The 12,250-nt window shown below is 75.4% G+C and carries 15 protein-coding genes; 6 read left to right on the top strand and 9 right to left on the bottom strand.

Going from position 1 to position 12,250, the window contains the following annotated elements; genetic code table 11:
* Positions 1 to 3: 3 nt before the first annotated feature.
* Entirely contained in the window at positions 4 to 873 is an 870-nt protein-coding gene (locus tag ACWPWW_RS13185; protein WP_454050825.1) for a 1,4-dihydroxy-2-naphthoate polyprenyltransferase, read from the top strand.
* A gap of 3 nt (positions 874 to 876) precedes the next feature.
* Here ACWPWW_RS13185 and ACWPWW_RS13180 read toward each other — a convergent pair whose 3' ends face one another.
* On the bottom strand, positions 877 to 1,179 hold the full coding sequence (locus tag ACWPWW_RS13180) for a DUF4229 domain-containing protein (RefSeq protein ID WP_454050824.1): 303 nt from the start codon (positions 1,177 to 1,179) through the stop codon (positions 877 to 879).
* A 104-nt stretch (positions 1,180 to 1,283) separates the two neighbouring features.
* On the opposite strand from ACWPWW_RS13180, the gene ACWPWW_RS13175 reads away from it, so the two are divergent.
* Positions 1,284 to 1,661, top strand: coding sequence for a PLDc N-terminal domain-containing protein (locus tag ACWPWW_RS13175; RefSeq protein ID WP_454050823.1), 378 nt, complete (start codon positions 1,284 to 1,286; stop codon positions 1,659 to 1,661).
* Positions 1,662 to 1,758: 97 nt separating this feature from the next.
* On the opposite strand, the gene ccsB is transcribed toward ACWPWW_RS13175, so the two are convergent.
* The 6 genes from ccsB to ACWPWW_RS13145 are packed head-to-tail and all read right to left on the bottom strand — an operon-like array spanning position 1,759 to position 7,342.
* Positions 1,759 to 2,874 carry a c-type cytochrome biogenesis protein CcsB gene (ccsB, locus tag ACWPWW_RS13170; protein ID WP_454050822.1) on the bottom strand — a complete coding sequence of 372 codons (1,116 nt, stop codon included), beginning with the start codon at positions 2,872 to 2,874 and terminating at the stop codon, positions 1,759 to 1,761.
* Between the two features lie 5 nt (positions 2,875 to 2,879).
* Positions 2,880 to 4,616 (bottom strand): cytochrome c biogenesis protein ResB, encoded by a 1,737-nt coding sequence (gene resB, locus ACWPWW_RS13165; RefSeq protein ID WP_454050821.1) that lies wholly within the window; start codon positions 4,614 to 4,616, stop codon positions 2,880 to 2,882.
* Position 4,617: 1 nt separating this feature from the next.
* A complete protein-coding gene (locus ACWPWW_RS13160; protein WP_454050820.1) occupies positions 4,618 to 5,493 on the bottom strand; it encodes a cytochrome c biogenesis CcdA family protein in 876 nt (291 codons plus the stop codon).
* Positions 5,490 to 6,089, bottom strand: coding sequence for a TlpA family protein disulfide reductase (locus ACWPWW_RS13155; protein ID WP_454050819.1), 600 nt, complete (start codon positions 6,087 to 6,089; stop codon positions 5,490 to 5,492). Before ACWPWW_RS13155 ends, ACWPWW_RS13160 begins: the two co-directional genes overlap by 4 nt.
* The gene (locus ACWPWW_RS13150) at positions 6,086 to 6,742 is read right to left on the bottom strand and encodes a histidine phosphatase family protein (protein ID WP_454050818.1); all 657 of its coding nucleotides are present in this window, start codon (positions 6,740 to 6,742) and stop codon (positions 6,086 to 6,088) included. Before ACWPWW_RS13150 ends, ACWPWW_RS13155 begins: the two co-directional genes overlap by 4 nt.
* A gap of 42 nt (positions 6,743 to 6,784) precedes the next feature.
* On the bottom strand, positions 6,785 to 7,342 hold the full coding sequence (locus ACWPWW_RS13145; protein WP_454050817.1) for a MarR family winged helix-turn-helix transcriptional regulator: 558 nt from the start codon (positions 7,340 to 7,342) through the stop codon (positions 6,785 to 6,787).
* Between the two features lie 130 nt (positions 7,343 to 7,472).
* Here ACWPWW_RS13145 and ACWPWW_RS13140 point away from each other — a divergent pair, with 130 nt between their 5' ends.
* Entirely contained in the window at positions 7,473 to 8,027 is a 555-nt protein-coding gene (locus ACWPWW_RS13140; RefSeq protein ID WP_454050816.1) for a YceI family protein, read from the top strand.
* A 119-nt stretch (positions 8,028 to 8,146) separates the two neighbouring features.
* On the opposite strand, the gene ACWPWW_RS13135 is transcribed toward ACWPWW_RS13140, so the two are convergent.
* Both ACWPWW_RS13135 and ACWPWW_RS13130 read right to left on the bottom strand, forming a co-directional pair.
* Positions 8,147 to 8,812: a redox-sensing transcriptional repressor Rex gene (locus tag ACWPWW_RS13135; protein ID WP_454050815.1), complete on the bottom strand. Its 666-nt coding sequence runs from the start codon at positions 8,810 to 8,812 to the stop codon at positions 8,147 to 8,149.
* 15 nt (positions 8,813 to 8,827) lie between these two features.
* Positions 8,828 to 9,121 (bottom strand): glutaredoxin family protein, encoded by a 294-nt coding sequence (locus ACWPWW_RS13130; RefSeq protein ID WP_454050814.1) that lies wholly within the window; start codon positions 9,119 to 9,121, stop codon positions 8,828 to 8,830.
* Between the two features lie 34 nt (positions 9,122 to 9,155).
* On the opposite strand from ACWPWW_RS13130, the gene ACWPWW_RS13125 reads away from it, so the two are divergent.
* The 3 genes from ACWPWW_RS13125 to ACWPWW_RS13115 all read left to right on the top strand — a co-directional run bounded on the left by ACWPWW_RS13125 (position 9,156) and on the right by ACWPWW_RS13115 (position 12,176).
* Entirely contained in the window at positions 9,156 to 9,992 is an 837-nt protein-coding gene (locus ACWPWW_RS13125) for an HAD family hydrolase (RefSeq protein WP_454050813.1), read from the top strand.
* Positions 9,989 to 10,519: an N-acetyltransferase family protein gene (locus tag ACWPWW_RS13120; protein WP_454050812.1), complete on the top strand. Its 531-nt coding sequence runs from the start codon at positions 9,989 to 9,991 to the stop codon at positions 10,517 to 10,519. The genes ACWPWW_RS13125 and ACWPWW_RS13120 overlap by 4 nt, the downstream gene beginning before the upstream one ends.
* A gap of 118 nt (positions 10,520 to 10,637) precedes the next feature.
* Positions 10,638 to 12,176, top strand: a complete 1,539-nt coding sequence (locus ACWPWW_RS13115; RefSeq protein WP_454050811.1) for a DUF222 domain-containing protein — start codon at positions 10,638 to 10,640, stop codon at positions 12,174 to 12,176.
* Positions 12,177 to 12,250: the final 74 nt, after the last annotated feature.

The following is a 12,250-nucleotide window of genomic DNA, read 5'->3' as shown; positions in this document are numbered from 1 at the left end:
ACCATGGCCACCCCGTCCGAGTGGATCGCCGGAGCGCGTCCGCGCACCCTGCCCGCCGCCGCCGCCCCGGTGCTCGTCGGCACGGGCGCCGCCGCGCAGATCGACTCCGCGCACCTCGGCCGGGCGCTGCTCGCGCTCGGCGTCGCGCTCGCGCTGCAGGTCGGCGTGAACTACGCCAACGACTACTCCGACGGCGTCCGCGGCACGGACACCGAGCGCGTGGGCCCGCTCCGCCTCACCGCCAGCGGGATCGCGCGGCCGCAGACCGTGAAGCTCGCCGCGTTCGCCGCGTTCGGCGTCGCCGGGCTGCTCGGGCTCGCGCTGGTCGGGCTGACCGGCCAGTGGTGGCTGCTCGCCGTGGGCGTCCTCTGCGTCCTGGCCGCCTGGTACTACACCGGCGGGAAGCGGCCCTACGGCTACGCCGGCCTCGGCGAGGTCGGCGTCTTCGTGTTCTTCGGCCTGGTCGCCGTCCTCGGGACGACCTACACCCAGGCCGGCCGGCTCACCTGGCCCGCGTGGGTCGGCGCCGTCGCCATCGGCCTCATCGCCTGCGCGCTCCTCATGGTCAACAACCTGCGCGACGTCCCCACCGACTCCCTGGTCGGCAAGCGGACGCTCGCGGTGCGGCTGGGCGAGCGCCGGGCCCGGCACGCCTACGCCGTGATGGTCGTGCTGCCGGTGCTGCTCGGCGTCGTCTGCGCGTTCGCCAACCCGTGGGCCCTCGTGGTGATCCTGCTCGCGCTGCCCGCCGGGGTGCTGGCGTTCACGGTGCTGGTCGGGGCGCGCGGGATCGCGCTCGTGCCGGTGCTGGCAGGTACGGGGATGTACGAGCTCGCGTTCGGCGTGCTGCTCGGGCTCGGCCTGGCGGTCTGAGGGTCAGACGGCGCGGCCGGGGCCGCCGCCGTCACGCTCCGCCGCGTCGACCTCGGCGTCCTCCTCCGCGGCGTCCGCCGTCGCCCGGCGGGACAGCCGCGGCCGGTCGCCGCGCGCCTCGGACCGCTGCTGGAGCCACAGCGCCGCGCGGTCGCGGTAGCCGCGGAGCAGCACGTAGGACAGCAGCGCCGCCGCCAGCGCGGCCAGCACCACCCCGAGCAGCCAGCCCGTCCCGAGCCCGACGAAGACGACGAGCGCCACCACGAACAGGGCGAGGCGCAGCAGGGAGTAGGTCACGACGGGCACGCCCCCAGGGTAAGCCGCCCCGCTGAGCGCCGGGCACTGCGTCGGTCGGCTGCCGGTCGGCCGCCGGTCGGCCCCGCTCGCCGGCCCTGGTTAGGCTGGACCGCATGGCTCGCGCGCTGTTCTTCCTCGTGATCATCGGCCTGGCGGTGTACGCCCTGGCCGACATCGCCACGAGCGACGACCGGGCGCGCCGCGGCATCCCCCGCGGGGCCTGGTTGCTCATCGCCCTCGTGCCGGTCGTGGGCGCGGTGTCCTGGATCCTGTCCAGCCGCGCCGCGCGTGCGGCCGGCGGCGCCGGACCCGCGACGGGGCGCCCCGGCGGCGGCGGACCCAGCGGCCCGCGACGCAGCGGCCCCCTCGCCCCGGACGACGACCCGGAGTTCCTCTGGCGGCTCGAGCAGGAGCGCATCCGGCGCGAGCGCGACCGGCAGCGCGAGGACGGCTCCAACGGCGACGTCCCGGACGACGGCACCCGCGGCTGACGCCCGGTCCGGCGCCGCCGACTCGGAGGTGGCGAGAGCGGCCCCGCGCCGCCCAGGTCGGCTCAGCGCTGCCGAGACCTGAGCCCGCGCCGTGGGCTCAGAGGCCCGAGTACGAGTGCTTCCCCTGGACGAACAGGTTGACCACCGTGAAGTTCGCCAGCACGACCGCGTAGCCGACGTAGACGAAGTACGCCGCCTTCCGTCCGGCCCAGCCGCGGGTGGTGCGGGCGTGCAGGTACGCCGCGTACACGACCCAGGCGACGAAGGTGCCGACCTCCTTGGGGTCCCAGCCCCAGTAGCGGCCCCACGCGTGCTCGGCCCAGATCGCGCCGCCGATGAGCGTGAAGGTCCACAGCACGAAGCCGATGGCGTTCAGCCGGAACGACAGCGCCTCGAGCTGACGGGCGGACGGCACCGTGCGCAGCCACGACCACGCCGGGCCGGTGACGCGCCAGCGGGAGAACGCCCGGCGCAGGCCGTCGGCGCTGCGCCACGGGTGGTCGAGGTGCGACCGGCCGGTCTCGCGGCCGTCCTGCAGCACCTGCAGCACCGCGGTGGCGAACGCGACGGTGAAGATGCCGGTCGCGGCGATGGCGACGCCGACGTGGATGATCAGCCAGTAGCTCTGCAGCGCGGGCTGGACGGCGTCGGCCCGGACGTAGAACGCGTTGAGGCCGAGCACCAGCGCCAGGACCCCGATGCCCATGACGGCGACGCCGAGGAACGGGATCACGCGCTTGCGCTGCACCACGGCGAGCACGACCGCCGCGACGAACGTGCCGACCAGGGTGAACTCGTACATGTTGGCGGTGGGCCAGCGCCCGGCGGCGACGCCGCGCAGCACGATGCCGGCCAGCAGCAGCAGGATGCCGAGGTAGGTGGTGGACCGGGCGATGCCGGTGGTGGCCGCGGACGCCGTCATCGGGCGCTCGGGCTCGGCGTCGTCGATCCGGCCGGAGCGGGCGGGCGGCGCGTCGGTCACGTCGTCGCCGGCGGGGACCACGAGGCCGGCCGGGCCGCCCGCGCCGACGGCCGCACGCGTCTGCGCGCGGGCCTCCTGGGCGGCGGCGAGCTTCGCGGCCCGCTCGCGCCGGTGCTCGGCGGTCGAGGCGTCGGCGATGCGCGCCAGCGCGACCGAGTACGCGATCAGGGCGATCGTGAACGCCGTCGCCGCCCCCCACACGAGCAGGGTGCTGATGTCGCCGAGTGCCATGTCTCTTACCTTCCGGTCCGGCCGGTGGGCCTGTCGACGTCGGGGAGGCTCCCGCCCCGCAGCCGGTCCAGCGCCCGGTCGAGCTCCGCCTGCAGGCCCACGTCGTCGCCGCGCGCCAGCGCAGCGGCGGTGACCACTGTACGGCCTGCCCCGGGACCTTCGTCCTCCCCGGAGGCCGCCCCCGAGGCGGCGGGACGCACCCGCACCCAGACCCGGCGCCGGGGGACGAACAGCGACGCGCCGAGCCCGGCGAGCGCGAGCAGCGCGAACGTGAGGACCCACCCGAGCGACGGGTCGTGCCGCAGGTCCAGCGCCACGAACCGCGGCAGCGCGTCGAAGGTGAGCGTGCCGAGCCCGCCGGGCAGGTCGACGGTCTCCCCGGGCCGCGCGTAGAGCGTCACCGGGGTGCCGTCCTCGGTGACCTCCTGCGTGAGGCCGGACTCGTCGAGCTGGTAGACGTTCTGCGGGATGCCGTCGTCCAGGCCCAGGTCGCCGGTCCACACGGCGAGCGCGAGCAGCGGGTCGGTCGGCTGCGGGTCGACGGAGCGGTAGATGCCGTCGGCGACCTCCTCGGCCGTCGGCAGCAGCACGCCCTGCAGGCCGATCTGCGGCCCGGACGTCACGTCGGGCACCTTGATGACCCCTTGCGACGTGTACACCTGGTCCTGCGGGAGGAACGGCACGGCGCCCGCGAAGACGACCTCGCCGACGGCGTCCCGCACGGTGACCTGCGGCGCGTAGCCGTTGCCCTGCAGGTAGACCTTGGCGCCGCCCGTCTCGATCGGGTGGTTCACCTTGATCGTGGTCGCGGCGGGCTCGCCGCCGGGCTCCGTGATCGTGACGTGCGCCGTGAAGTCGCGGGACTGCAGCGTCTCGGGGTCGAACTCCGAGTCGAACGAGTCGAGCCGCAGCGCGAACGGCGACAGGGAGGCGGCCGAGAAGCCCGCCCCGGACTCGAACGTGTCGTAGTCGCTCTGGGTGTTCGCGAACGCGCGGCCCTCGACGAGGATCGCCTGCCCGCGGTAGTGCAGCAGCTGGCCGGTCGCGACCGAGACCAGCAGGCCGACCAGCGCCAGGTGGAACACGAGGTTGCCGGTCTCGCGGAGGTAGCCGCGCTCGGCGGCGACGCTCCAGGTGCCGCGGCCCTCGTCCGTGACGTCGACCCGGAACCGCCGCCACCAGCGGGGGCCACCCAGGGCGACCGCGGCGCGCTCGGCGACCTCCTGCGGGGTGCCGTCGACCTCCAGGGACGCCTGCGCCGGGAACCGGTCGAACCGCCGCGGCGCGCGGGGCGGCCGGCCCCGCATCGCCCGCAGGTGGGTGCGGCTGCGCGGCAGGATGCAGCCCACCAGCGAGACGAACAGCAGCAGGTAGATGGCCGAGAACCAGACCGACGAGTACACGCCGAAGAACCCGAGCCGGTCGAGCAGCGGCCCGAGGTCGGGGTGGTCGACCAGGTACGTCGCGACGCGGTCCGGGTCCTGCGCGCGCTGCGGGAAGATCGTGCCCGGCACGGCGGCGACGGCGAGCAGCATGAGCAGCAGCAGGGCGACGCGCATCGAGGTCAGCTGGCGCCAGCCCCAGCGCAGCCAGCCGACGACGCCCAGCGACGGCAGCTGCGGGGCCTCGCCCGGAGCCGCCGGGGCAGGGGTCGCCGGGGCGCCCGCGCTGAACGCGTCCTCGAGCCCCTCGGGCGTGTAGCCGCGGGGCGCGGGGTCGGTCGTGGGTCGGTCGTGCGTCATCTCATACCGCCGGGACGAAGGGACCGGCACCGGTGAGCAGGCCCTGCAGCCAGGTCGCCCAGGTGGACCAGAGCCCGGTGACCAGGGCGGCCCCGAGCAGGAGCAGGAGGGCGCCGCCGACGCGCATCACCGCGAGGCGGTGCCGGGCGAGCCAGTCGAGCGCGCGGCGGCTGCGCTGCAGCCCGAGCGCCACGGCGACGAACGGCAGGCCCAGGCCGGCGCAGAACGCGAGCGCGAGCAGCGCGCCGCGGCCGGCGGACCCGCCGTCGAGCGACAGCAGGAGGATCGCGGCGAGCGTCGGGCCGATGCAGGGCGTCCAGCCGATGCCGAACGTCACGCCGAGCACGGGCGCGCCCCACAGGCCCGCGCGCGGCGCGAGCAGCGGCCGGCGGTCCTGCTGGAAGAACGGCAGGACGCCGAGGAACGCGAGCCCCATCACCAGCACGCCGACGCCGAGCACCCGGGACACCGGGTCCTGCCAGCGCAGCAGGAACGACCCGAGCGTGCCTGCGAGCGAGCCGTACGCCAGGAACACCGCGGTGAACCCGGCGACGAACAGCAGCACGCCGAGCACCAGGCGGCCGCGGGACGCCGGGGCGGGCGGCTCCTCGGCGCGGGTCAGGGCGGGCTGCGCGGGGAGGTTCGCGGCGAGGTCGAGCCCGGGCGTGCCGGCGGCGACGCGCGGCCGCCGCGACGGGGTCGGCGCCGACGCGGCGGACATGCCGCCGACGTAGCCGACGTAGGCGGGCACGAGCGGCAGCACGCACGGCGACGCGAACGACACCAGCCCGGCCAGCACCGCCACCGGCACGGCGGCGATCAGCGACCCGGACGTCGCGGCCTGCGCGAACGACTCCCCCACGTCGGCGAGGGTCACGCGGCGTCCTCGGCCAGCACCTCGTCGACCAGCGCGCGCAGGGTCGACCCCTCGGCCAGCCCGACGATCCGCGCGGCGACCTTGCCCTCGCGGTCCAGCACGACCGTCGTCGGCGTCGCCTGGATCGGGACGATGCCCTGCAGCGCGGCGATGGCGTGCTTGTCGCGGTCGTCGATGCTCGGGTAGGGCACGTCGAAGCCGTTCTGGAACGGCTCGGCCGCACCGGCGTCGTCGACCCCGTTGATGCCGAGCAGGTGCACGCCGGAGTCCGCGTACTCGTTCGCGATGTCCACCAGGTCGGGTGCCTCCTCCCGGCACGGCGGGCACGCCGCGTACCAGGTGTTCAGCACGACGACGTCGCCGCGCCAGTCCGCCACGTCGACGGCCTGGCCCGCGTAGTCCGTGCCGGCGACCTCGACGGGGCCCTCGCGGTCGTCGACGGCCCACTGGGTGAACGAGCCGTCGCCGGACACGTAGCCCTGGTCGGTGACGTCGGCGTCGTCGCCCGTCCCGCCGCCGGTGCTGCAGCCCGCGAGCGCGAGCACGGCGCCGACGGCGAGCGCCAGGGCGCCCGCCCGGTTCCGGTGCGGGGTCATGCGCCCGCCACGGCGGAGGCGCCGGGCAGCAGGTCGGCGGCCGGCTCCGTGTAGGAGATCCGCACCAGGTGGTCGTCCTCGTAGACCAGGCTGGTCAGCGACGCGAGCGAGCACTGCCGGCGGCGCGGGTCGTGCCACAGCCGGCGGTCCTCGAGGGCGAGCCGGGTCACCCAGATCGGGAGCTGGTGGCTGACGAGCAGCGCCTCGTGGCCGCGGGCGGCCTGGCGGGCGCTGTCGACGACGGCGAGCATCCGCCCGACCTGCCGGCGGTACGGCTCGCCCCAGGACGGGCGGAACGGGTTCACCAGCATCGGCCAGTGCCGCGGGTGCCGCAGCGAGCCGTCGCCGACGCCGAACGTCAGGCCCTGGAAGTGGTTCTCCGCCTCGAGCAGCCCCTCGTCGGTCCGCACCGGGAGGTCGAGGGCGGCGGCGATCGGCGCCATCGTCTCCTGGGCGCGCTGCAACGGGGAGGCGATCAGCACGGTGATGTCGCGGCGCGGCGCGTCGAGCCCGCCGGACACGTGCGCGGCGACGCGCTCGGCCATCTCCTGACCGCGCTCGGACAGGTGGTACCCGGGGAGACGCCCGTAGAGCACGCCGCTGGGGTTGTGGACCTCACCGTGCCGCATGAGGTGGATGGTGGTGGCGACCATGGGGTCAGTCTCGCAAACCCACCTGGGTGGTCGGGCCCACCGCTAGCGGCCCGGGGCCTCCGCCGCCTCGGCCGCGGCGTCGCACCGGGCCTGGAGCGCCGCGCCGACGGCCGCCATCGCGTCGCCGAGCGCCTGCATCTGCGCAGGCGACAGCACGTCCACGAGGCGGGCGCGCACCGACTCGACGTGCGCGGGGGCGGCGTCGACCAGCCGCCGCCAGCCGTGCTCCGTCATCCGGCAGTTCACGCCACGCGCGTCCTCCAGGCAGGGGGCGCGCTCGACGAGGCCGGCGGCCTCCATGCGGCGGACGGTGTGCGTCAGGCGGCTCCGGGAGTGCGCGAGCTCACCGGCCAGCTCCGACATCCGCAGCGTGCGCTGCGGCGCCTCGGAGAGCCGGACCAGCACCTCGTACTCGCCGAGGGACAGGCCGGAGGACTCCTCCAGGTCGTGCGCCAGGACGTCGAGCAGGCGGGCGGTGCCGTCGCGGTAGGCCCGCCACGCGCGCTGCTCGTCCGCCGACAGCCAGCGGACCTCGTCGTCGGTCCGAGTGCTCCGCGGGTGCTGCGACGTCGTCCCCACCGCCTCGGTCGTGCTCGCCATGCCGTCCTCCTCCGCGCGCGCTGTGACGTCGGGCGCTGATCGTCCCACGGCCTTGCGCAGCGGACGCCACTGTAGTAGAAATCTCAACTAACCGCAGTTGATGCTTCAACCATCTAGCAGGAGGCACCTCATGTCGACCACGACGCTCCCCACCGCCCTCACCGCCGGCACCTGGACGATCGACCCCTCGCACACCGAGGCGGCCTTCACCGTCCGCCACGCAGGCATCTCCAAGGTCCGCGGCACCGTCGCGGTGACCTCCGGCACCATCACCGTCGCCGAGGACCTCGCGCTCTCCGGCGTCACCGCCGCGCTCGACCCGTCGACCATCAACACCGGCGACGCGGGCCGCGACGGCCACCTCAAGTCGGCCGACTTCTTCGACCTGGAGAAGTTCGGCGAGTGGACCTTCGCCTCGACCTCCGTGGCCACCGACGGCGAGGACTACGTCGTCACCGGCGACCTCACCATCAACGGCGTGACCAAGTCGGTCGACCTGGCCACCGAGTTCGGCGGCTCCGCCACCGACCCGTTCGGCAACCAGCGCGCCGGCTTCTCCGCCTCCGTGACGATCTCCCGCAAGGACTTCGGCATCACCTGGAACGCGGCCCTCGAGGCCGGCGGCGTCCTGGTGTCCGACAAGGTCGTCATCTCCCTCGAGATCTCGGCCATCAAGCAGGCCTGATCTCGCGCCCGGGTCACCGGGCCACCGAGCCGAAGGGCCCGATCGCGCACCCCCTGCCGCGATCGGGCCCTTCGTCGTACCGACACCGGCCCGGCGTCGGGCCGGCGTCGGCGGCGCGGTCAGTCGACCGCGGGGACCGGCTCGGGGAGCGCGTCGGGGCGGGTGGAGCGCTGGCGGGCGTGGAAGCCGAGGATCTGCAGCTCCGACCCCAGGTCGACCTCGCGCACGTCCACGCCCTCCGGCACCCGCACGGTGCGCGGCGCGAAGTTCAGCACCCCGGTCACGCCCGCCGCGACGAGGCGGTCCGTGGTGGCCTGCGCGGCGGACGCCGGCGTCGCGACGACCGCGATGCTGGCCTCGGCCTCCGCGACGACCTTCTCGAGGTGGTCGACGTGCTGCACGACGTGCCCGCCGACGGTCGTGCCCACCAGGTCCGGGTCCGCGTCGAACAGGCCGACCAGCACGAAGCCGCGGTCCGCGAAGCCGGAGTAGTTCGCGAGCGCCTGGCCCAGGTTGCCGATGCCGACGATGACGACCTGGCGCTCCTCGGCCATGCCGAGGGCCTGCGCGATCTGCTTGCGGAGGTGGTCCACCTCGTAGCCGACGCCGCGCCGGCCGCCCGCACCGAGGTACGACAGGTCCTTGCGCAGCTGGGCGGGGGACGCACCCACGAGCTCGGCGAGCTGGTCGGAGGAGGTCGTGGTGACCCCCTCGGACGCGAGCCCGCCGAGGGAGCGCAGGTATCCCGGGAGGCGGGCGACGGTCGTCGGCGGCAGGGCTCGCACGACCACAGGGTAGGCCTACCGCGCGCCGGTCAGGGCGTCGCCGAGCCGGTCGGGGTCGATCTGCCAGTAGCCGACGCGCACGCCGTCGACCTCGACCACCGGCAGCAGCTCCCCGTACGCGTCGGCCAGCGGGCGGCCGTCCGGCGCCGTGCCCCCGGCGTCGACGTCCACCTCCGCCCAGGTCTCGCCGTGGGCGGCCGCCACGTCCCGCACCACGTCACGGGCGGCGTCGCACAGGTGGCAGCCCGGCCGGGCGAACAGCACGACGCGGGCGGCGGGGGTCACGGACGGCTCGGTGGGGGTCGGCACGGCACGAGCCTAGGCATCTGGCTACAGTGGCGGCGTGCCCGAGCCCACCGAGCCCACCCTGCCCGGCGCCAGCACGGCCGTGCAGCCGGGCCGCGTGGCCGCCTTCTTCGACGTGGACAACACGATCATCCGCGGTGCCAGCTCGTTCCACCTGGCCGTCGGCCTGTACCGGCGCGGCTTCTTCCAGCGGGGCGACATCGTCCGGTTCGCCGTGCACCAGATCCGCTACCTGACGTTCGGCGAGAACCGGCAGCAGATCGACGAGGTCCGCCAGCGCGCGCTCGAGATCATGCGGGGCCGGTCCGTCGCCGAGGTCGTCGCCATCGCCGAGGACATCTACGACGAGGTCCTCTCGCTGCGCATCTTCCCCGGCACCCAGCGCCTGCTCGACCAGCACCTGCGCGCCGGGCACGAGGTCTGGCTCGTCACCGCCACGCCCGTCGAGATCGCCGAGATCATCGCCCGCCGGCTCGGCGCCACCGGTGCGCTCGGGACCATCGCCGAGCACACCGACGGCTTCTACACCGGCCGCCTGGTCGGCGACCTGCTGCACGGCAAGGCCAAGGCCTCCGCCGTCCGCGCGATCGCCGACCGCGAGGGGCTCGACCTGTCGCAGTCCTTCGCCTACGGCGACTCCACCAACGACGTGCCGATCCTGTCCGAGGTCGGCTTCCCCTGCGCCATCAACCCCGACGGGCGGCTGCGCAAGCACGCGGCCGAGGTCGGCTGGCCGATGCGCGAGTTCCGCGGCCGCCGCAACGCCACCCGCCGCGGCGTGGACGCCGCCACCGTCGCGGGGTCGGCGTGGGTCGCCGGGCTGATCTTCCGGGCCGTGCGCCGCGCCGTCCGGTCCCGCTGGGGCGGCCGGTGACCGTCGCCGTCCGTGCTGCCCGCGCCGGCGAGGCCGACCCGCTCGCCGCCCTCGCCGCCGTCACGTTCCCGCTCGCGTGCCCGCCGTCGTCGACCCCCGAGGACCACGCCGCGTTCATCGCGGCGCACCTCACCCCGGCGCACTTCGCCGGCTACCTGGCCGACGACGCCCGGGACCTGCTGGTCGCCGACGACGACGGCACGCTGGTCGGCTACACGATGCTCGTCGCCGGGGAGCCGTACGACGCCGACGTCGCCGCGGTCGTCCCGCTCCGGCCGACCGTCGAGCTGAGCAAGTGCTACGTCCTGCCCGGGCGGCACGGCGGCGGCGTCGCCGGTGCGCTGATGACCGCGAGCCTCGACGCGGCCCGCGGGCGCGGCGCGGCCGGGGTGTGGCTCGGCGTCAACGGGGAGAACCTCCGGGCGCAGGCGTTCTACCGGCGGTCCGGGTTCGTCGTGGTCGGCGAGCGGCGGTTCCAGGTCGGGGACCAGGTGCATCACGACCTGGTGCTGCACCAGGCGGTCTGACGCCGGACCCCCTGGATCAGGACGCGCGAGAACCTCCACAGCACTCGATGGTGCACGCGGTCCCCAGGTCCGGACGTCGGCGGCAGATGGGTGTCGGTGCCGCTCCTAGAGTGCCGGTATGCCCGCTGACCTGCGCGAACGCGCCGCCACGACGCCACCGGATGCCCCGGGGGCGGATGGGGTCGTGCCGCAGGGCGAGGCGGAGTTCACCGCGTGGCTGGCGGCGTTGCCGGCAGGGGTGGCGCTGCTGTCCGTGCTGGAGCACCTGGACCTGGAGCGGCTGACCGCGTTCGAGCGGGTGGAGGTGGCGGTCGCAGCGGCTCGCCTGGAGTCGCGGGCCCACGCGCTCAAGGCCCGTGCCGCGGCGTCGGTGGACCGGCACCCGGACATGCGCCCGACCACGCGGCCGGCCGGCGCGAGGCTCACGCCCGGGACGGCGGTGCTCTCCCGGCACCTGACCGCGGCGACGCTGTCGATGCGGCTGCAGAGCAGCACGCGCGAGGCCGACCTGCTGGTCCGCGAGGGGCAGTGCTACGCAGGCGTGCTCGCGGACACCGGCGCAGCGCTGGCGGACGGACGGATCGACGCCGGGCGTGCGCGGGCGATCGTGCGGGGCGTGGGCGAGGAGCCCCCCGCTGTGGCGGTCGCGGTGCAGGACCGTGTGCTGCCCGGCGCGCCGGGGCGGACGAGCGCGCAGGTCCGCCAGGACGTGGAGCGGGCGCTCGTGCGGGTGGACGGGGAGCATGCCGCCGACCGGCACCGGGACGCGCGGCGCGGTCGGTGCGTGTCGCGACCGAAGGTCCTGCAGGCGGGGATGGCCGGGACCTGGGTCGTGCTGCCCGCGACCACGGCCGTGCAGGTCGACGCCGCTCTCGACGGGGCGGCCCGGGCCGCGCGCGGGAGCGGCGACGGGCGGACCCTGGACCAGCTGCGCGCCGACCTGCTGTGCGACCTGGTCCTGGGCGGGTCCGACGCCGCTCCCGACGTGCCGCCGACCCAGAGGGACGGTGCGTTCGAGCTCGTGGACCGGGTCGGCTCCGGCACGGGCTCCCCCGCGACGACGCCCGTCGCGCCGGACGCAACCGTCGTGGTCCCCGGCCCGCGGTCGCCGCGCACGCGGGTCCTGGTGACCGTGCCGCTGTCCACCCTGATCGGCCTCGACGACGGCCCCGCCGAGCTCGACGGCTACGGTCCGGTCGACGCCGTCCAGGCCCGGGCGCTGGCGATGGGCGGCGTGTGGCAGCGACTGGTCACCGACGGACCGTCCGGCACGGTCCTCGACGTCGGGCGCACCACCTACCGACCACCGACCGCCCTCGCCGAGCACGTCCGCTACCGCGACCGGTACTGCACCGCACCCGGCTGCGCCGTCCCCGCCGCACGTGCGGACCTGGACCACACCGTGGAGTTCCATCCTCCGCCCGAGGATGCGCCTGCGCGCCCCCTGGGGTCGACCAGCGACACCAACCTCGGCCCCCTGTGCCGCCACCACCACCGGCTCAAGACCAGCGGCGGGTTCACCCTGCGCCAACGCACCGCTGGGGAGTTCGACTGGCGCGCGCCCACCGGCCACAGCTTCCGCGTCCGGCCCGGCACCGACCAACCCGTGATCCACCTCACCGGCCCGGTGCCACCCGACGATCCACCGCCCTTCTGACGGTCGGTCAGTCAGTCGGTCAGTCGGTCAGTCGGTCGGTCAGTCGGTCAGTCGGTCGGTCGGTCGGTCGGTCG

This window comes from Cellulomonas sp. Marseille-Q8402 (assembly GCF_965119525.1).
This window is presented reverse-complemented; position numbering and strand designations above follow the sequence as displayed.

Bases quoted from the DNA above. Each gene is read 5' to 3' on its own strand.
- ACWPWW_RS13185 (WP_454050825.1), top strand. From the start codon at position 4: ATGGCCACCCCGTCCGAGTGGATCGCCGGAGCGCGTCCGCGCACCCTG.
- ACWPWW_RS13175 (WP_454050823.1), top strand. From the start codon at position 1,284: ATGGCTCGCGCGCTGTTCTTCCTCGTGATCATCGGCCTGGCGGTGTAC.
- ccsB (WP_454050822.1), bottom strand. From the start codon at position 2,874: ATGGCACTCGGCGACATCAGCACCCTGCTCGTGTGGGGGGCGGCGACG.
- resB (WP_454050821.1), bottom strand. From the start codon at position 4,616: ATGACGCACGACCGACCCACGACCGACCCCGCGCCCCGCGGCTACACG.
- ACWPWW_RS13155 (WP_454050819.1), bottom strand. From the start codon at position 6,089: ATGACCCCGCACCGGAACCGGGCGGGCGCCCTGGCGCTCGCCGTCGGC.
- ACWPWW_RS13150 (WP_454050818.1), bottom strand. From the start codon at position 6,742: ATGGTCGCCACCACCATCCACCTCATGCGGCACGGTGAGGTCCACAAC.
- ACWPWW_RS13145 (WP_454050817.1), bottom strand. From the start codon at position 7,342: ATGGCGAGCACGACCGAGGCGGTGGGGACGACGTCGCAGCACCCGCGG.
- ACWPWW_RS13140 (WP_454050816.1), top strand. From the start codon at position 7,473: ATGTCGACCACGACGCTCCCCACCGCCCTCACCGCCGGCACCTGGACG.
- ACWPWW_RS13115 (WP_454050811.1), top strand. From the start codon at position 10,638: ATGCCCGCTGACCTGCGCGAACGCGCCGCCACGACGCCACCGGATGCC.